Source organism: Rheinheimera sp. 1928-s (assembly GCF_029269265.1).
Lineage (GTDB): Bacteria > Pseudomonadota > Gammaproteobacteria > Enterobacterales > Alteromonadaceae > Pararheinheimera.
Map to the genome: position 1 here is coordinate 137403 of NZ_JARIXP010000008.1, position 18981 is coordinate 156383.

At 47.4% G+C, this 18981-nt stretch carries 14 protein-coding genes and 1 tRNA gene; 8 read left to right on the plus strand and 7 right to left on the minus strand.

All coding sequences use genetic code 11. From position 1 onward, the window contains the following. Positions 1 to 124 precede the first annotated feature (124 nt). The 3 genes from P3C17_RS18335 (at position 125) to P3C17_RS18345 (ending at position 2586) form a co-directional block, all read left to right on the plus strand. Positions 125 to 931, plus strand: a complete 807-nt coding sequence (locus P3C17_RS18335; protein WP_300930769.1) for a copper resistance protein NlpE N-terminal domain-containing protein — start codon at positions 125 to 127, stop codon at positions 929 to 931. Positions 932 to 1035: 104 nt separating this feature from the next. Next, entirely contained in the window at positions 1036 to 2208 is a 1173-nt protein-coding gene (mtnK, locus tag P3C17_RS18340) for an S-methyl-5-thioribose kinase (RefSeq protein WP_300930770.1), read from the plus strand. Positions 2209 to 2220: 12 nt separating this feature from the next. After that, positions 2221 to 2586, plus strand: a complete 366-nt coding sequence (locus tag P3C17_RS18345; protein WP_300930771.1) for a VOC family protein — start codon at positions 2221 to 2223, stop codon at positions 2584 to 2586. Here the strand turns inward: P3C17_RS18345 and P3C17_RS18350 are convergent. Beyond that, positions 2583 to 4697 carry a peptidase domain-containing ABC transporter gene (locus tag P3C17_RS18350; protein WP_300930772.1) on the minus strand — a complete coding sequence of 705 codons (2115 nt, stop codon included), beginning with the start codon at positions 4695 to 4697 and terminating at the stop codon, positions 2583 to 2585. The two genes, P3C17_RS18345 and P3C17_RS18350, sit on opposite strands and share 4 nt — an antisense overlap. Before the next feature lie 94 nt (positions 4698 to 4791). Continuing rightward, a complete protein-coding gene (locus P3C17_RS18355) occupies positions 4792 to 6051 on the minus strand; it encodes an HlyD family efflux transporter periplasmic adaptor subunit (RefSeq protein WP_300930773.1) in 1260 nt (419 codons plus the stop codon). 168 nt (positions 6052 to 6219) lie between these two features. On the opposite strand from P3C17_RS18355, the gene P3C17_RS18360 reads away from it, so the two are divergent. Together P3C17_RS18360 and P3C17_RS18365 are read left to right on the plus strand one after the other, a co-directional pair. Further along, positions 6220 to 7176, plus strand: a complete 957-nt coding sequence (locus tag P3C17_RS18360; RefSeq protein WP_300930774.1) for a sialidase family protein — start codon at positions 6220 to 6222, stop codon at positions 7174 to 7176. A 237-nt stretch (positions 7177 to 7413) separates the two neighbouring features. After that, positions 7414 to 9687, plus strand: a complete 2274-nt coding sequence (locus P3C17_RS18365) for a TonB-dependent receptor (protein ID WP_300930775.1) — start codon at positions 7414 to 7416, stop codon at positions 9685 to 9687. A gap of 114 nt (positions 9688 to 9801) precedes the next feature. On the opposite strand, the gene ppc is transcribed toward P3C17_RS18365, so the two are convergent. After that, complete coding sequence (gene ppc, locus P3C17_RS18370) at positions 9802 to 12432, minus strand: phosphoenolpyruvate carboxylase (protein WP_346015677.1); 2631 nt, start codon at positions 12430 to 12432, stop codon at positions 9802 to 9804. 280 nt (positions 12433 to 12712) lie between these two features. On the opposite strand from ppc, the gene P3C17_RS18375 reads away from it, so the two are divergent. After that, positions 12713 to 13600 carry an alpha/beta hydrolase gene (locus P3C17_RS18375; protein ID WP_300930777.1) on the plus strand — a complete coding sequence of 296 codons (888 nt, stop codon included), beginning with the start codon at positions 12713 to 12715 and terminating at the stop codon, positions 13598 to 13600. A 6-nt stretch (positions 13601 to 13606) separates the two neighbouring features. Then, positions 13607 to 14743, plus strand: coding sequence for a sigma-70 family RNA polymerase sigma factor (locus tag P3C17_RS18380; protein ID WP_300930778.1), 1137 nt, complete (start codon positions 13607 to 13609; stop codon positions 14741 to 14743). Positions 14744 to 14763: 20 nt separating this feature from the next. Here P3C17_RS18380 and P3C17_RS18385 read toward each other — a convergent pair whose 3' ends face one another. After that, positions 14764 to 16764, minus strand: coding sequence for a cation:proton antiporter (locus P3C17_RS18385; protein ID WP_300930779.1), 2001 nt, complete (start codon positions 16762 to 16764; stop codon positions 14764 to 14766). 33 nt (positions 16765 to 16797) lie between these two features. Continuing rightward, a complete protein-coding gene (locus P3C17_RS18390) occupies positions 16798 to 17538 on the minus strand; it encodes a fumarylacetoacetate hydrolase family protein (protein ID WP_300930780.1) in 741 nt (246 codons plus the stop codon). Positions 17539 to 17600: 62 nt separating this feature from the next. Here P3C17_RS18390 and P3C17_RS18395 point away from each other — a divergent pair. Next, positions 17601 to 17674 (plus strand) — tRNA-Gly (locus tag P3C17_RS18395). Between the two features lie 63 nt (positions 17675 to 17737). On the opposite strand, the gene bfr (P3C17_RS18400) is transcribed toward P3C17_RS18395, so the two are convergent. Then, entirely contained in the window at positions 17738 to 18205 is a 468-nt protein-coding gene (gene bfr, locus P3C17_RS18400; protein ID WP_300930781.1) for a bacterioferritin, read from the minus strand. A gap of 2 nt (positions 18206 to 18207) precedes the next feature. Beyond that, positions 18208 to 18684 (minus strand): bacterioferritin, encoded by a 477-nt coding sequence (gene bfr, locus P3C17_RS18405; RefSeq protein ID WP_300930782.1) that lies wholly within the window; start codon positions 18682 to 18684, stop codon positions 18208 to 18210. Positions 18685 to 18981 lie beyond the last annotated feature (297 nt).

The window sequence follows — 18981 nt, forward strand, 5'->3', positions numbered from 1 at the left end:
GCTGTGACCAACGGTTGTGAATATAGGTTGAGGTTGTTTTTTCCCAACCAATTCAGTTTTGGTAAAGCCCCGCGCCTGTAAACTGCAGCGAAATTCAATGCTCTGTATTAACAAGGAGATTTTTATGTCTAAACCCCTGATCTTGTGTCTGACCGCCTGGTTAGTATTGGCAGCTTGCGGACCAACACCAACGGAGCCATCCGCAACAATACCCACAGAAACGGCAAAGGCTGAAACTGTGGTTGATCAGCACAACAGCCAAAACTCTCTGGATTGGGCCGGGACTTACCGAGGACTGCTGCCTTGTGCAGACTGTGAAGGTATAGATACCCTGTTAACACTGAATATGGACAACAGTTACCTGCTTAGTACCACTTATCTGGGCAAAGAAGGCGGAGCTATCCAACAACAGGGCAAATTTGAATGGGACGCTAAAGGCTCGGCTATCCAACTGCTGGATCAGCAAGATGCGCCGGCTTGGTACAAAGTGGGAGAAAACCAGCTGTTCCAACTGGATATGTCCGGGCAGCTGATCACTGGTGATTTAGCAGACCACTACAAACTGACAAAACAAGCTCAGCAAGCAGACCTCAAACTGACAGGGGTTCGCTGGAAGCTCACTGAGTTAATGGGACAAGCTGTATCAGCAACAGAGCCTGACATGACCCCTTATCTGGAGTTTGGCGCTGATAACAGAGTCAGTGGTTTTGCTGGCTGCAACCAATTTACCGGTGCTTATGAAGCCGAAGGCTTACGCTTAAGCTTTAAACCTATGGCCACCACCCAAAAAGCCTGCCTGAATGGTACTGTAGAAGATCAATTCCTTAGCATCATTCAGGGGATTGACAACTACAGTCTGAATGACTCAGGTTTGGCGTTTTATAAAGCCCGTACAGCAGCTATGGCTCGCTTCATTGCGGTACAACCTTAATACCAGTTAACCTAAACCGCCGCTTAGTAGTTTCAATAGGCCATTGTGCAGCCCCAAACGGTTTGCGATGATGGCCTTTTGCTTTTTTATGGATTTGTTATCTGATGCCTTATCAAGCTTTAACCCCAAAAGAAGCTGCGTTATTTGCAGACAAGCACAGCGATTTATTTGGCGACCACAGCCAGTTAACCACTGAGCTCCTGAAAAACGATGGTATGAATCAGGTGTTCAGAGTAAAAAACAACAGGGGCACCAGCCTGATAGTGAAACAAGCCTTGCCTGAGCCTTCAACTTTCACTCAGCACTGGCCTGTCAGCTTAAACAGAGCACAAATTGAAGCTGATGTCTTAAAACACCATGCCAAAATCTGCCCGGATTATCTGGTCGAAGTCTTGTTTTACGATGCACAGCTTTTCGCTTTGTTGCTGGAAGACTTATCAGATTGCATTAGTTTACGCACAGCCATAGCGACCGGAGTGTTACCACAGGATACAGGCCTGCATCTGGGTCGTTATCTGGCCAATACCTGTTTTTACAGCAGTGACTTTGTCTTAACAGGCCCAGTGAAAAAAGCCCGGCAACTGCAATTTAGCAATCCGGAACTCAGTTTAGTGATTGAAGATTTGGTCTTTACTGACCCCTACTGTAACCACGAACGCAACAGCCTGAGTTTTGCGCAACGACCACAAGTGCAGGAGTTATGGTTCAACGAAACTCTGCAGGCAGAAGTGGCTCAGCTGAAAGCCGGTTTTCTGGCAAAACCTCAGGCCTTGCTGCATGGCGATTTGCATTGTGGCAATGTGTTAGTGAATCATCAGCAGCATAAAATAATAAGTGCCGAATTTGGCTGCTACGGCCCCATAGGTTTTGATACCGGAACTTTTTTGGCCAGTTTGATTTTGAACTTACTGACTCCGGAGCCCGCCAGAGAAACTGCTTTATGCCACTATTTGTTAAGTCAAATCGAGTTATTCTGGCAAGAGTTCTCCGCAGTATTCAGCACCCTGATGCAAAAGCAAACCACAGATCAAAGCTTTCAGAATGCGTCTTACCAACAATGGTATTTGCAGCAATTGTGGCAGGACACTTTAGGTTATGCAGGCTGTGAGCTAATACGTCGCGCTATCGGCTGGGCACCGGCAGAAGAATTAAAACAACTAAAAGACGAAGCATTTAAACAACAAGCTCAGCAGCAGATACTGGCTTTAGGTCAGAAGTTAATTACGGAGCGCCAGCAGATGACGTTACAAGATTTATTATCCAACATTGCTCAATAACCGAGGTGATCTATGCAAAAAGTAACAGGTATAGGAGGAGTCTTTATCCGGGCCAAAGACCCGCAGGCACTGGCACTTTGGTATCAGCAGCATTTAGGTATTCCGCTTTGCCCTGATGCACCTTATGGCAGTTTTATCGCAAAAGCTGCTGATGAAACCGTCTGGTCAACTTTTGCTGCAGACACTGCTTACTTTGGTTCAGTGAACCAGCAAAGCATGATCAATTACAGGGTGACTGATTTAGAGGCGATGTTAACGCAACTCAAGGCAGCCAATGTATGGGTCGATGAACAAATAGAAGACGGCGACTATGGCAAATTTGGCTGGGCTATGGATCCTGAAGGCAATAGATTTGAACTCTGGCAACCCAAAATCTAAAGCACCGGAGCATGACTTAGTGGCTGAGGTGAGTTATGTAATTGACGGAATTCTCTTGTGATATCCGTCAGTTGCCCTTGCTGCAGCAACAAAATCCGATCTGCAGTTAAAATGCTGTCGGGCCTGTGTGCAACGATAATGCGCGCAACCTGCAACTGCCGAATAGCCTGATTAACCCTGGCCTCTAACGCAAGATCCAAATGACTGGTTGCTTCATCCAGCAGCAATACTCTGGGCTTGTGGTATAAGGCTCTGGCGATCAGTAAACGTTGTTTTTGCCCACCGGATAACGCCGATCCCATATCACCAATCAAAGTGTTGTAGCCCATAGGCATGGCAATAATATCCTGATGGATAGCAGCAAGTTCTGCACAATGCATCAGATGCTGCACATCAGGTTTAGGGCTAAAAAAGCTGATATTGTCCATCACAGAACCTGATAACAACTGATCATTTTGCATCACTGCGGCAATCTGGCTGCGGTAATGCTGCAAACCAAAGCTGCTCAGCTCCATACCATCCACCAGCACTTTGCCTTGCTGTGCAACGGCCAACCCCAGAATAACTTTTAACAGACTGGTTTTGCCGCAGCCGGACGGCCCGACAATGGCAACGCTTTCGCCCGGAGATAACTGAAAACTCAGTTGATGAAACAGCCAGGGGTCCTGCGCCGCCTGCTGAAAACTCAGGTCGCGTAATTCAATATGACCTTGCAACTGTAAATAAGGCTGGCTCTCTCCTAAATCCTCGGTGTCTGTCAGCGCAATATCCGCCAGACGTTGCAGGTGTAGCTCAAGCATGCGGAATTCGACCCAGTGGTCAATAAAAGCAGCAGCTCTTTGGGTAAACTGGCTTTTGTAACTGGCAAATGCAAACAACATTCCGACACTAAAAGCATTGTCGATCACTGCCAGAGCTGCCAGATAAATCACGAGTATATGCTCAATACCAAATAACAATTGATGCACAGCCTGCAATGATAAGTGCCAGCGCCCCAGCCGGAATTGCTGATCCACAGCATCTGAGTACTGATTTTGCCACAGGCTCAACCTTTGGCTTTGTTTGGAGAACAACTGCAAACACTGTATGGCGCGGACACTCTCCATAAAGCCGGACTGTTCTTTCGCCTGAGTCACTATGCTTTGCTCCGTACATTGTTTTAGTGGCGAATAAAAAACAAACCTCAGCAGCGCATAAAGCAGCACAGCCACCAGCACCACGGCGGCCAACACCGGATGATAAACAAACAACAAGACCAGCACAGTACAAGCCATAAGGCCATCAATCAGCGCCTCAATCAGGCTATTCGTCAGCAATTCCCGTAACTGCTGCAAAGAACCAAAACGCGACACAATATCGCCCATATGGCGCTTCTCAAAAAAACTCATTGGCAAATGCAGTAAATGCCGGAATAAATTCGTGGCCAATTGCAGATTTAATACCGACCCTAAATGCAGCACCAGCCAGCTACGCAGAATATTGGTCAGAATTTGCAACAGCAGCAACAAGGCAAATCCTATCGCCAGCACATGCAATAAATCCAAATCCCGGCTTACCAGCACTTCATCCACCACCAGTTGCAGGTAATAAGGGGCCACCAGTAAGAAAAACTGCAGCACCAGCGACATCAACAGTATTCTGAATAATGCCGACCACAACCCTGAAGCCGAAGACCAAAACTGCCGCACACTTAACTTTTGTCGTTGATCTTGCTTTTTAAACTCAGTGGTCGGACTCAGTTCAAGAGCAATGCCGGTAAAGCATTGATCGACGTCAGCAAAGCACAACTCACGTTTGCCACAAGCAGGGTCATGGATCTGAATTTTTTGCCCTTTCACTTTCACCAGCACGACAAAGTGGCTCATCTGCCAATGCAAAATGCAGGGCAACTTCAACTGAGCCAGCTCTTCAGGCTCCAGTCGTAAAGCACGTCCCGCCAGTCCCAGATTGTCAGCCAGCTGCATCAGATGCTGCAAAGTTAAGCCTTTAAGCGACAAAGGATAACGTTGACGCAAACTGGCCATATCGGTTTTATAGCCATAAGCACCGGCCACCATAGCCAGACAGGCCAATCCACACTCGGCCGCCTCAGATTGATAGATGATCTGCATCTGAATGCTCTAACAAAGGGCCTGAGTATTCGCCAGTACAGGCCTGTTTTTTTATCATCCGCTTCTCCATCATAAGCTCCCTACAAACTCTGGTTTAAATTTGAAAACGCCCTTTTAAGCTGAACAAAGGTTCCAGCAACCAGCTCAACACCGAACGCTGTTCCAGTACTATGTCAGCACTTAATAACATGCCGGCCTGCAACGGCATTTGTTCGCCATAAGCTTCAATAAATTGTTGATCCAGCCGCACCTGCACCTGATAAACCGGTTCCTGGATTTGTACCGGACTATCGGGGTCTTGCGCCATCAGCACGGCTTTTGAAAGCTGGCTGATTTCCCCCTGATACAAACCAAAACGCTGGTAAGGAAAAGCATCAAAACGCAACCAGGTGGTCTGGCCGGGTTGAATAAAACCAAAAGCCCGGGTTGGAACTAATAATTGAGCGTATAAAAAATCCGATTCCGGCAGCACTTGCATTAACACTTGGCTGCCTTGCAGATACTGGCCAGCGCTCACCACTAAATTTGTGACTCTGCCCGCAACCGGAGCTGTTAATACCACTTCTTTGCGAGCCAGCAATTCAGTTTTCTGCTGCTCCAAACTCAGCCGCTCAGCTTGTAATTGCTGAAGCTGGCGCTGCTGTTCAACAGGCAAAGCCTGAAGTTGATTTTCCCACTGGATCTGTTGCTGAAGAATGGATTGAGCCAAAGTTTGTACCTCAGCCAGTTGTTGCTGCAACATCAGGTGCTGATCCTGCTGTTGCTCCAGTTGTAACTTTGGCAGATGGCCTTTGAGCGCAAGGTCCTGCTGGGACAGTAAACGTTGAGTCTGTAAACCAATGCGCTGAGACAGCAATTGCTGCTGGCGCTGGTTTTCTGCCAGTTGCCGTTTGACATTACTGATTTGCGCTGCCAATTGTTGACGCTGCTGCTCAAAACTTTGAATCAGTTCAAGCCGCTTCTGCGCATTTAATGCCAGCTGAAGTGCAAGACTGCTTTGCAGGTGTTCGGTCAGACTTTCTCCGGCTGCCAGATACTCGTCTGTACTCAGTAAAGCCAGTTTTTGACCTGCCTGCACCAAAGTGCCGTCCTGAATATAAAGTTGTTTCAACACAGCTGAACGCTGACTTTGAATACGAACCACACCACTGGACGGTTTCAGATAACCCACCACGGTTTCTTTGCGGGAAAAACTTGCCTGGTGCAACAGCAGCAATAAACTGAGCAAGATAAAAACTAAACAAAAACACAACACCGAGCTGCTGACAGGCTGAACAATACTCACCTGCCCTTCCAGGCGTTGCTGTTGTGCCTGCAGAGCTTTGGATCTAAATAAACTCTGTTCTGTCGTCATAGTGAAACTCCGTGCAGTTTTGTACACTGCAAAAAGACTTTTCACTTTGTGCCGACAGGCATAGACCCGACACAATTAAAAAAGCTGTTACTAAAGTAAGACCAAGTGTAGTTCAAGCATAAAAACACACAAATAATTAACAACAAAAACACAAATTGGCACAACTCTATGTCCAGTCACACTACAGAATCAAGCAGAACCGCCATAGAACTGATCTGGGTTCAGCGCGCATGGAAAGCAGGAAAACATAATGCTTTTACAGACTTATGTTACTTCAGCCAGCGCTATTATCTGGTGTTCCGTCAGGCGTCCACACATCACTCCAAAGATGGTGTACTGCGGATCATGAGTTCAGTGCAGGGCAAAAAATGGCGTACTGTGGCTGTACTGCACAACCCTGCTGCCGATTTAAGGGATGGCAAATTAAGTGTAACGCCAGGCGGAAAACTACAGTTACTGGCCGCTGCTGCTTTTCATGACAAAACAAAGCAGGCTTATCAATCTTATCTTTGGTCTTCAACTGATGGCAAAACCTGGTCGGAACCTCAGGCTGTAGGTGAAACTGATTATTGGTTATGGCGTTTAAGCTGGCTACGCGATCAGGCGTATGCCGTCGCCTATAAATGTGGTGCCGACCGGCATATTCGTTTGTATCAACAAGAGGATACAGGCCAGTTCGACGTTGCGGGCCCCAGAATATATTCGGAAGGCTATGCCAATGAAGCCGCCTTGTTATTTGATCACAAAGACACAGCCTGGTGTTTATTGCGCAAAGATCCAGACCATGGCCAACTAGGTTACGCTCATGCTCCCTATCACCACTGGAACTGGCTGGATATTGGCTGCCGTATAGGAGGCCCACAGGCTATATTTACGCCATCAGGACAACTGCTTGCGGTAGTGCGGCTTTATGATCACAAAGTACGCACCAGCCTGGTTTCATTAGATCAACACAGCGGCAAGCTGACCGAGATACTGGTTTTACCTTCAGGCGGAGATTGCAGTTACGCCGGTATGGTATTGCAGCAAAACAGGTTGCTGATCAGCTACTACTCTTCCCATCAGGGCCGTTGCTCCATTTATACCGCACTTGTACAGATTAAAGACAAAACAGAAACAAGTTAGCACCATGTAAACCTGATTTTGCTTAAATAGATATTGCGCAATTAACCCCCTGCCAACCTGAAGGTTTTTGGCTCTTTTATCAGCCATATCGGCAAAAGTAGCTGCAAAATGCTATAGTAGCCGCAGGTTATCAGGGCAAACACTGTGGTCACTCCAGAGTTTGTAGGGTTCGCTCTGATAACAGACCCGCAGGACGCACCAGAGTATATAACAGCCTAAAAATAAGGTAACACATTGATGAAAACATGCAAAAAGTCTGTTCTGGCATTGAGTATTCAGGCCAGTCTGCTCGCTGCAGCCATGGGTCTTTCTCCTGCTTTATTCGCGCAGGAAAGTGACAAAGATCAGGCTGCTGAAGAGACAAAATTGGAACGCATTATGGTGACTGCGCAAAAACGCGTGCAAAGCACCCAGGAAGTTCCTATCTCTATTGCAACCTTAAGCGGTGAAAAATTCGACGCTTTGTTTGCAGGTGGCGAGGATATCCAGGCTTTATCTGGAAAAATTCCAGGTTTATACGCTGAATCATCAAACGGCCGTGCTGCACCACGTTTTTATATTCGTGGTTTAGGAAACACAGATTTTGACCTGGCCGCTTCTCAGCCAGTTTCTGTGATTATGGATGACGTGGTGATGGAAAACGTAATCCTTAAAAGCTTCCCGCTATTTGACGTAGCGCAGGCTGAAGTGATCCGTGGTCCACAAGGTACTTTATTTGGCCGCAACACCACAGCAGGTATAGTGAAATTTACCTCTGTAAAACCAACTCAGGACTTTGAAGCTTATACCAAAGCAACGGTAGGCAGCTTCGGCACTATTAACGTGGAAGGCGCAGCTGGTGGTGGTTTAACTGACGAATTATCAGCCCGTATCTCCTTGATGAACCAAAACCGTGACGACTATGTTGACAACGGTTTTACCGGTGAAAAAGATTTTACCGGTGGTCATGACGAAAAAGCAGGTCGCCTGCAGTTTTTATACGACACTGACGATTTCTCAGCTTTATTAAACGTACATGGCCGCAAACTGGATGGCACCTCCTCTTTATTTAGAGCCAACGTCCTGACTCCGGGTAGCAACGAGCTGAACGAAAATTATGATCGTGACACCGTTTATTATGATAAAGGCGATGGCAACTATCAGGAATACGATAACTTCGGTACCTCGTTAACTTTTGAATTTGCTTTAAAAGACATGACCTTAACCATGATTTCAGCGATGGAAAAAGCGGATGGCAAAGGTAAAGGCGATATCGATGGTGGTTATTTCATTGATACCAATTTTGATGGTGTCGCTGAAGAAACTGGCCCAGGTTTTATTCCTTTTGATGCTGTGACTGAAGATCAGTTAAATGACTTAGAACAGTTTACTCAGGAAATCCGTTTAGCCAGCGATACCAATGAAGCTTTAGAATGGCAGGTTGGCGCGTTTTACTTTGACTCCTCTTTTGGCGTCACCAGCGTTGACGGCTTCTTTGGCGCGACCACTGTATACCACGGCAACAAAAGCTGGGCCGTATTTGGTCAAACGACTTATAACCTCAATGACCGTTGGGATATCACAGGTGGTATTCGTTACACTCACGACGAAAAAACCTTCTGGGTAGGCCAACAAAATGTGGATAGCTTCGCTTTAACCATAGGCGAAGCCGCCATCCAGGATTACGATCCAATCAAAGTGGATGATGGTCAGGTCAGTTGGGAATTAAGCAGCAACTATCGCCTGACAGACTCCACCAGCGTTTTTGGTCGTGTTGCCAGCGGTTTCCGCGCCCAGTCTATTCAAGGGCGTGATGTTGCCTTTGAAAAAGCACCTTCAGTGGCCGACTCAGAAACTATTACGTCATTTGAAGTAGGTGCTAAGTCTGATTTACTGGATGACTCATTGCGTCTGAACGGCGCTCTGTTTTATTACACCATTGACGATATTCAGTTATCCGCTATTGGTGGCGAAACTCAGGGTAACCAGTTGATCAATGCCGATAAAGGTGTAGGTTATGGTTTTGAAGTAGACGCTGAGTGGCGTGCAACCAAAAGCCTGGTCTTTGGCGGTGGTTTCAGCTACAACAACACTGAACTGAAGGATCAAAACTTACTGGTTGCTCCATGTGGTTCAGGTGCCTGTACACCAACAGACCCGTCTAACGGTGCTGGTTTAGTCTTTATTGACGGCAATCCATTCCCACAAGCTCCTGAAACTATTTTAACGGTCAATGCCCGTTATGATATTCCGGTCAGCACGGGTGAGATTTATTTTTATGGTGATGTAGCTCGTCAGGGTGAAACAAACCTGTTCCTGTATGAATCTATGGAATATCGTACCAACGGTAATTTTGAAGCTGGTTTACGTATTGGTTATCTGAACTTTGATAACGACTACGAAGTGGCTTTATTTGGCCGTAATATCACGGACGAAGACAACTTAAAAGGTGCTATCGACTTCAACAACCTGACAGGCTTTGTTAACGAACCTCGTATTATTGGTGTTGAGTTTAAGAAAAGCTTTTTCTAAGTTTTAGTCTTAGACAAAAAAAGGGCATACACTGTATGCCCTTTTTTATGTACAGGATGTACGGTATGTCGCAACTGTCAGGAACGTTGTTGCGACGCATTTGAAAACAGCATCTTAACCCGAGTTACGCATCCCGGCTGCAATACCGGCAATAGTCACCATCAAAGCCCGTTTAATGCTGTCGTTAACCGTTTCAGGCTCATGCCTGACCCGATTTAACAACTCCACCTGCAAAATATGCAGCGGGTCGACATAGGTATTTCGTAGCATAATGGATTCACGGATCCAGGCCTCTTTCGCCATCAGCGTATCGCTTTGAATCAACTTCAACAGCAAGGCTGTATCTGCGGCCAGTTGATCACGTAATTGCTGACCTAAAGGCAACAAAGCTTCTGGCACCAGTTTTTCATCATAGTAGGCAGCTATTTCTGCATCGGCTTTTAAATACACCATTTCCAGCATTGACAACCGCGTGGCGAAAAACGGCCATTTCGCCCGCATTTGCGTGAGCAATTCTGTTTTGCCTTGATCGACGACAACGGCCAAAGCGCTGCCAGCGCCTAACCAGGCCGGTAACATCAAACGGTTTTGCGACCAGGCAAAAATCCATGGAATAGCACGTAAACTCTCGACACCACCATTTGGATTACGTTTTGGCGGACGACTGCCCAGCGGTAGCTGCCCTAACTCCAGCTCTGGCGTAGCAGCGCGGAAATAAGGCACAAAATCCGGGTGATGCCGCACGACGGCACGGTAAGCTTCACAGGAGACGGTTGCCAGTTGTTGCATCAGCTCACGCCAACTTTGCTCCGGCACTGGTGGTGGCAATAACACCCCTTCCAGTACAGCACTGGCATACAAAGCAAGACTACGCTTTGCTAAGCCAGTTAAACCAAATTTAAAGCGGATCATCTCGCCTTGCTCTGTCACCCGCAAACCACCAGCAAGCGACCCTGGCGGCTGAGATAAAATAGCGGCATGAGCAGGACCACCACCACGGCCTATAGTACCGCCACGACCATGGAATAGCGTCAGTTGCACTTTGGCTTGCTGGCAAATAGCAACTAACGCTTCCTGGGCACTGTACTGTGCCCAAGCGGCTGCAAAAGCGCCGGCATCTTTGGCTGAGTCCGAATAACCGATCATGACTTCCTGCCGGCCATTGATATAACCTCTGTACCAATCAATGGCCAACAGCTTGCTGATACATTCTGGGGCGTTGGTTAAATCGGCCAGGGTTTCAAACAAAGGCGCGACAGGCATAGGGAAGCTAATACCAGCGTCTTTTAGCAATAACTGCACGGCCAACACATCTGAGGGTTTGCCCGCCATTGAAATCACATAAGTGGATAAAGCTTCAGCGCCATGCCGGGCCACTATGTCGCAGGTATCCAGCACTTCTTTGACCTCAGCGCTGGGCTGCCAGTTACGCGGGAATAAAGGCCTTTTGCTGCTCAGCTCGTTCAGTAAAAAGGCCTGCCGGGCTGGTTCATCCCAATCGGCATAATCACCAATACCCAGATAACGGGTAAACTCGCTGAACACCGCAGTGTGACGGCCCGATTCCTGCCGCACATCCAGCTTCAGCAAGGTTAAACCAAAAGCATAAGCACGGCGGATGGTGTCTTTTAGTAAACCTTCTGCCACCACCTGCATTTTGCAGTCGAGCAAGGACTGATAACAAAGCAGCAGAGGTTCCAGCAGTTGCTCATTGTGCCAAATCAGATCGTCAGGCCGTTGTAACCTGTCGTGCTTTAAGGCTTCGGTCAGCCAGTCTCTGGTGTGCAACAACTTATGGCGGAAGTCTTTCAGTAACTTACGGTAAGGCTCTGATGCGTCCCCAACTACAGCACGCAAAGCATCATTGACCTGAACCATCGACAGTTCGTTGGCCAATACATCCAGATCACGACTGAATAAATCTGCCGCTTTCCAACGACTTAACAGCAAAACCTGACGCGTGACTTTGGCCGTAACAAAAGGATTACCGTCTCTGTCGCCACCCATCCAGGATGAAAAACGAATAGGTATGGCATCTAAAGCCAAGCCATGCCCCAATACAGGGATCAGTGCCGTATCAAGTTCACGGATAAATTCTGGCACCGCGTCCCAAAGTGAAGTTTCAATCACAGCAAAACCAGACTTGGCTTCATCCACTGGTGTCGGTCGCTGTTCTCGAATTTCGTTGGTATGCCAGGCCTGCGTGATCAGCTGATACAGCCGGTTTTCTGTTTTTTGCTGCTGTAAAGGCAATAAATCCTGCTCCAGCTCCGCTAAACAGGCAGCAATTTCCGTTAGTTTATGAATAAGAGTGCGACGGGTGACTTCTGTTGGGTGTGCAGTCAGCACCAGCTCAATCGACAGATCAGCAACGGCCTGTTCAATCCGGTTTTTACCGATCTCTTTATCCTGCAACAGTTGCAGTAATTCAGCCACTGGTTCTGGTTTTTCAATAGAAGCACGGCCTGCTTTACTAATGGTATGGTGCTGCTCTGCTAAGTTGGCCAGATTTAAAAACTGAGCAAAAGCACGGGCCACTGGCAGAATTTCCTGATCGGTTAAACTGGCCAGCACTTGTTTTAATTGCTGATCCTGCAGCTCTGTGCCCTGCCTTGCTTCTTTGGCTAAAGCGCGAATTTGTTCAATACGTTCTAAAACTGCATCACCTAATTGATTGCGTATGGTGTCACCCAGTTGGGTGCCCAACAATCCGACATTTGCCCTCAAGGCAGCATATTGCGACATCACCCACTCTCCTCGTTGCACTGCCTGCAGTTTGTTCTGCACTTTTTCTATCGTTATCTTTGTAGCTATCGTTCTCTTTACAGCGTTCTTATCCACCCTAACGGGTATTTGTTTGGTGCTCAAGCCTGACAGATTACAAAACGACCAACAAAATAGAAAGCCAGAAGTTTAGAAGTCTGAAATATTTATGCAGAAATCTGTCACAAACTACAAAGCCCAAGGTACTTGGTAGAAGTGCTGCATAAATGCGCAGCTTCACTAAACTTCAGGAGTGACCTTTATGTTTAAAAAGTACCTGCTTATTTTGCTGTGTTCCACAGCATTTATAGCCACAAGTCAAAGCCTTAAAGCTGATGAAACCCAAACCCCAAGCTTTCAGGTGCAGGTAGCAGGCCAGGGCAAAGCCATTATTCTGATCCCGGGTCTGATGTCTGATCAGCGGGTGTGGCAGCAACTGGTTACAGAGCTAAAAGCGGATCACCAGTTACATCAAATCAACCTCGCAGGTTTTGCCGGAACCAAGGCTTTGACCAGCCCACTGAAACTAACACAAGTCACTCAGGAACTGGCCGCTTATATTCAGCAGCATCAGTTACAGAAACCAGTATTGATTGGCCATAGCATGGGAGCTTTTTTGGCCTTTCAGCTTGCAAGCTCTTATCCAGGGCTGCCAGGCAAAATCATAGCCGTGGATGGCTTGCCTTATCTGGCTCCGGTTTTTAGCCGCGACAGCAACACCACCGTGGCGCAAATGCTGCCGCAGGCTAAGATGATGCAGCAGTATTATCAGCAAATGACGGCGGAGCAGTTGGCAGAAAGCACCAAACAAGGCATAGCAGTTCAGGTCAGCAGTGCAGAACATGCCACAATAATCACAGAAATGGCGGGGCAGTCCGATCCAACCACAGTAGGTGCGGTCATAGCTGAACTACTCACTACAGACTTGCGCAGCGAAGTGCATAAAATTCAACAACCAGTGTTGCTGTTAGGGGCTGGTGGTGCTTTACCTTCGGACGCTCTGCGCCCTGCGGTTCAGGCTTTGTATCAACAACAAATTAACACTATTCCACAAGCGAAGCTGGACTTTAATTGGCAGGCGCGGCATTTTATTATGTGGGATCAGCCGGAGTGGCTGTTGGCGCACATCACTGATTTTATAAAGGAATAATAAAAAATGTTAACTACAGTGGAACAGAAATTATTACCTGACGTGATTGCAGCCACAGCGGGCGATCACAGCGCCTTTGAACGCCTGATCAGCCAGTGTCGCCATACTGTCACCGGCATAGCTTTGGCGATAGTGAAAGATTTAGATGCCAGCGAAGAAGTAGCACAAGAGGTATTTATTTATATCTGGCACCAGTTAGCAACGCTGCGCGAACCCGCCAGCTTTTTACCCTGGGTCCGCCAAATGACCAGGCACCGCAGTTATAACTACCTGCGGGATAACAAAGTAAAACAAAAAGTGGTGGGTGACGAAGCGGAAAGCCTGTTGGAAAACTTCGCCGACCCGACGGCTTCAATGCAAGAGCTGCTTGAGCGTGAGCAGCAGCAAATTATTATGCAGGACTTTATCAGTCAGTTACCGGAAGACAGCCGCGAAATCGTTTTACTCTATTACCGGGAGGAGCAATCCAGTCAGCAAGTGGCGGATTTATTGGGGTTAAGCGATGCCAATGTACGGAAAAAACTATCCAGAGTGCGTGAACAATTAAAAGACAGCTTACTGGCACGTTACGGTCAACTGGTACTAAGCACAGCACCAGGTTTGGGATTCAGTGCAGTGATAGCCGCAGCACTGACCAGCGTTGCACCTCCTGTAGCAGCAGCGACTTCAGTCTCTGTTGCTGCACAACAAAGTGGCTGGCTGGCCAAAATTGCAGTGCTGCTGGGAGGAGCTATGATTGGCGCTTTGGCTGCTGTGGCTGGAGTGGTCTTCGGCATGCGAGCCGTCCTAAAAAAAGCCGATAGTGAGGATGAAAAAGCTGCATTAAAAGCGTTACGTAACAAAACCATTGTTTGGGTGCTGTTATCAGGACTGCTATTAACAGCGGCTTACGAACTGACCAGCGGCGCCTGGGCTCCAGTCTCTGCTTTTGTGCTGATGATAGCCGGACTGATCTATAGCCAGCTGCAATTGCAGCAAATCATCGGCCCACGTCTGCAACGGCAATACCCGGATGCCGCAGAACATGCCAGAGTAAAGCGGAAAAATGCACTCTGGTGTGTACTGGGCATGACAGCTGGTTATAGCGCAGGTTTATTTGGTTTGATTTATGGCTTGATACAAAGCGGCCGCTGGCACTGGTGATCCCCAGCGCCAGCACTTTTTTATTCGTGATCCTCTTCAGGTTCAGCCGGATAAATCACCAGTAAATTTGCGTTAGGGAACTCAGTCGCTATGCTGGTTGGCAGCTCCTGCAATGACGAATGCCATGCCAGACCACCTTGCCTGACGCCATAGCTGACAATCAGTTGATCAGATGCACCATGCTCCTGTAGCACCAAAAGCAAGCTTTGCTCTGCAGGCACCACCAAATACCCGATTTCATCTGTCACTTTGAGCTGTTTCAGTTTTTTCGCTATTTTTTCCCGTTGCACATCCTGTATCACCAGACTAAGGCTAACACCCAATTGCTGACAAAGACGGCGCACCAAAGCCACTGCTTCAATAAATCCATGCTCAGATTCTGCATGATTGGGTAAACACCAGAATAAACGGTTACAGGTTTGCCATGGATGCCGGGTACGACTGACTAATAAAGTGTAGTGACGGTCAGCCAGTAATTTTTCCAGCATAGAACCAAACAAATACTCAGGAGCAGTTGTGTGTTCACTCCAGCCAACAATCAACTCTGAGCCATTCAGTTCCTTGCGGGACCGCAGAATGCCATCCGTGATATTTAAATCCAGACGAGTGACAGGTACAGCCGGTACCTCGGATTCAGCAAGAGACTTAACCGCCTGATCCACTATCGCAGTTGCCCGCTTCACCCGCTCTTTGGAACTGTCCGTATCAGGTACTACCGTCAGAGGGTAAACAGGTTGTGTATGCTGTGGATCACGCAACAGACGAGCCAGTTCCAACAGCTCTCCGCTCTGAGCCTGATCCGCTAACGCAACTATGATACGTTGTTGCCGTATGTCTGCATCCCCATCGTCTTGCTGATTGGCTATCGCCATTTTTCTGCCGTAACGGTCCACCATCAGTGGAGCCAGGAAACAAGTCACCAGAATCATCAGAATAGCGCCATTCACAACAGTCTCATCAAACAAGCCGATTTCGTGGCCCACTATAGTTGCAGCCAGAGTAGCAGCCGCCTGAGCGACGCTTAAACCAAACACGACTTTTGCTTGATCGTTGCTGTAACCTAAAAATAATCGGGTGGCCTGTGCCGCCAGCCATTTAGTTGAAATAACAGTGATGACCATGGCAAAGGCAATAAGCCAGGCCCTGACGCCGCCAAAAAACACACTTAAATCCAGCAACATCCCCACAGAAAGCAGGAAAAAAGGAATAAAAATAGCTTCACCAGTGAACTGAATACGGTTCATCAGGGTGCCGTTGTGAGGAATTAAACGGTTTAAGGCCAGGCCTGCTAAAAAGGCACCTACTATAGGCTCAGCGCCGGCAAGATGAGACAAGCTGGCACACAAGAACACCATCGCCAGTACAAACACAAATTCAGCGACCCCATCGCCGCCCACATTGCGGAAAAACCAACGAGCGAGCCATGGCAAACCAAAGAGTATTAGCGCGACATACAGAGACAACGACGCCCCTAGTTTGTACCAAAAAATGTCGTTCATTTCGCCTCTGGTCATGCCGGCTATTACGGCCAGCACCAGCAAAGCTAAAGTGTCTGTTAAAATAGTACCGCCGACTGCAGCTGTTACCGCCTGATTTCTTGATACGCCAAGCCGGCTGGCAATGGGATAAGCCAACAAAGTATGAGAAGCAAACATACTGCCGAGCAAAATGGCGGCTGGCCAGTCGAAGCCAAACAACAGTCCGACTCCTGCCCCTACACTTTGCGGAATAGCAAAAGTTAACAAACCAAAGACTATGCTATGGGTTTTGTACTTTTTTAACTTCGCCATATCAATTTCAAGAGCGGCGGTAAACATGATGTACAACAAACCCACGGTGCCAAAAAGCACAAAAGACTGATCACGGGCCAGCACATTCAGTGCGTTAGGGCCAAGCACAGCACCAGCAAATAATAAACCTATCATGCCGGGTAAACGGTAACGCGCCATCACAATAGGCGCCAGCAGCATCAGCGCCGCCACCAAAGCAAAAACCAGCACGGGATCTTTAATAGGAAACATCAATACATTCTCTTTGTGCTAACAAACCTGCAATCAGGTTCTGAAGGATAAAGCAGGATAACCCATAAAGGTTAAAGTAATAGGTTGCTCTGCAGGAATAGTCAGTACACCTGCATAAGAGCCAGTGATCACCCATTGACCTTTTTGTAAACCAATACCCTGCTGACTTAAATGGTTCACCAGCCAATACAAAGGCAATAATGGATCCTGATTGGGGTGCTGAGCATCAAACTTCTGTTGCTGGCCCGAATAGTCCAGTACCAGTTCAACTTTTTCCGGGAAACCATTGTCAGCTAAAGCAGGGCCAATATACAAACCCTGATTAAATAAACCTGCCGCTAACTGATCTAAAAATTCTGCGCCAGCATCGGCCCGGTAAGGCCGGATAATCAGCTCCAACGCCAGATGAGTGGCAGCAATGGCAGCTTTGATCTCAGCTTCACTATAAGCTTCATGACGGGCAGGTAAATCGGTCGACAGCAAAAATGCCAGTTCAGGCTCAATACTGTACTGCTCTGATTGTTGCTCAAACAGGCAAAGTTCACCTTGCTGCAAGTTAGCTATAGGTGCCAATACCCATTTATCCGGACCTGGTAGTCCGACTTTCCACCCCACAACAGGCAAGTCCAATTCAATAAAGAGCCATTGCTGAATAGCAAAAGCTTCAGCCAATGACGTAGGGCGCTGCTCTACTGGCAATAAAGGCGCGGCCTCACCACGGCGGCGATAATCCGCCAGCCAGGCCGCAGCCTGCTGAATTTGTTCTGGAGTCACGCTAATAATCCTTAAGGTATTGATTGACTTGTCTCTACAGGGTTTTGTACTTTAAGCCGCATGCGGGTGTAGTTCAATGGCAGAATGAAAGCTTCCCAAGCTTTAGACACGGGTTCGATTCCCGCCACCCGCTCCAATTTCTGACGACTTCAAATAGAAAAAGCACCCGAAGGTGCTTTTTGGCAGACAGACAACAGCCTTAGATTTGCGACTGAATATAGTTGGGTAAACTAATCAGCTTGATCAGACGCAGCTGTTGTTCCAGCCAATGGGCGTGATCGTTTTCGGTGTCGTCCAGCAAAGTCATCAGCAAATCGCGGGTGACGTAGTCCTGCGCCGATTCACACAGGGCTATGGTTTTCTTCAGCAAAGCACCTACCGAATACTCAACATTTAAGTCATTCTGCAACATAGAAGGTACATCAGTACCTACCTGCAAAGGATCACGTTTGGATAAATCCGGCGTACCTTCTAAAAACAAAATACGTTCAATCAGCGCTGCAGCATGAGCTTTTTCATCTGTCACTTCGTGATCGATGCGCTCAAATAATTTGTGTAATCCCCAGTCGTGATACATGCGGGAATGAATAAAATACTGATCCATGGCGCTGAGTTCATTCGACAGCAGCTCGTTTAAGGCTGCAATAACCTGTGTATTACCTTTCATTCTTAGTCTCCTGAACCCATTTGGCTTTGCAGATAATTTTCCAGACCCACAAGCGTAATTTGTTGCTGTTGCGTGTCAATCCAGTCGACATGCTCTTCTTCATGTTCCAGAATCTCCTGCAGCAATTCACGGCTGACGTAATCCTGATGCTGTTCGCATAGTTTGATAGCGTCACGTAATAAAGGCAGCTGGTCGTACTGGAAATCCAGATCACACTGCAGCATCTCTTCAGTGTCTTCACCAATACGTAATTTGCCTAAAGCTTGCAGGTTAGGCAGGCCTTCGAGGAATAAAATACGCTCAATCAGCTCGTCAGCCTGTTTCATATCTTTGATCGATTTTTTATAACAAACCGAATTTAACTGAGCCAAACCCCAATTTTTATAAATACGGGCATGTAAAAAATACTGGTTAATGGACGTTAACTCAGAGGTCAGCACCTCATTAAGCTTAGCGAGCACTAGTGGTTGGCCTTTCATAGCTGATACCTGCAAATTCAAAAACTGTGCTTATTGTAGTCTAAAAACGAACAAACTCAATAAAAAACCAACAAAATCAATAAGATGCCATTGAGAATGGTTCGTTTTAGTGCCAGAGTTCTTGCTAAGTTTTTACAATGTTCAGCAAATCAGTAGTTTAGAGCTTTTGCTAATTTAGTCTGCTGCGCCAGCCTTTCTATCGAGCCTGTAGCGCAGTTCAGCGTGATACTGCGTAACAGCGGTTAAATCAGATATACTCGGGCCACAGTAAGCAGCGGTTATAGTAAAACAGGCAGC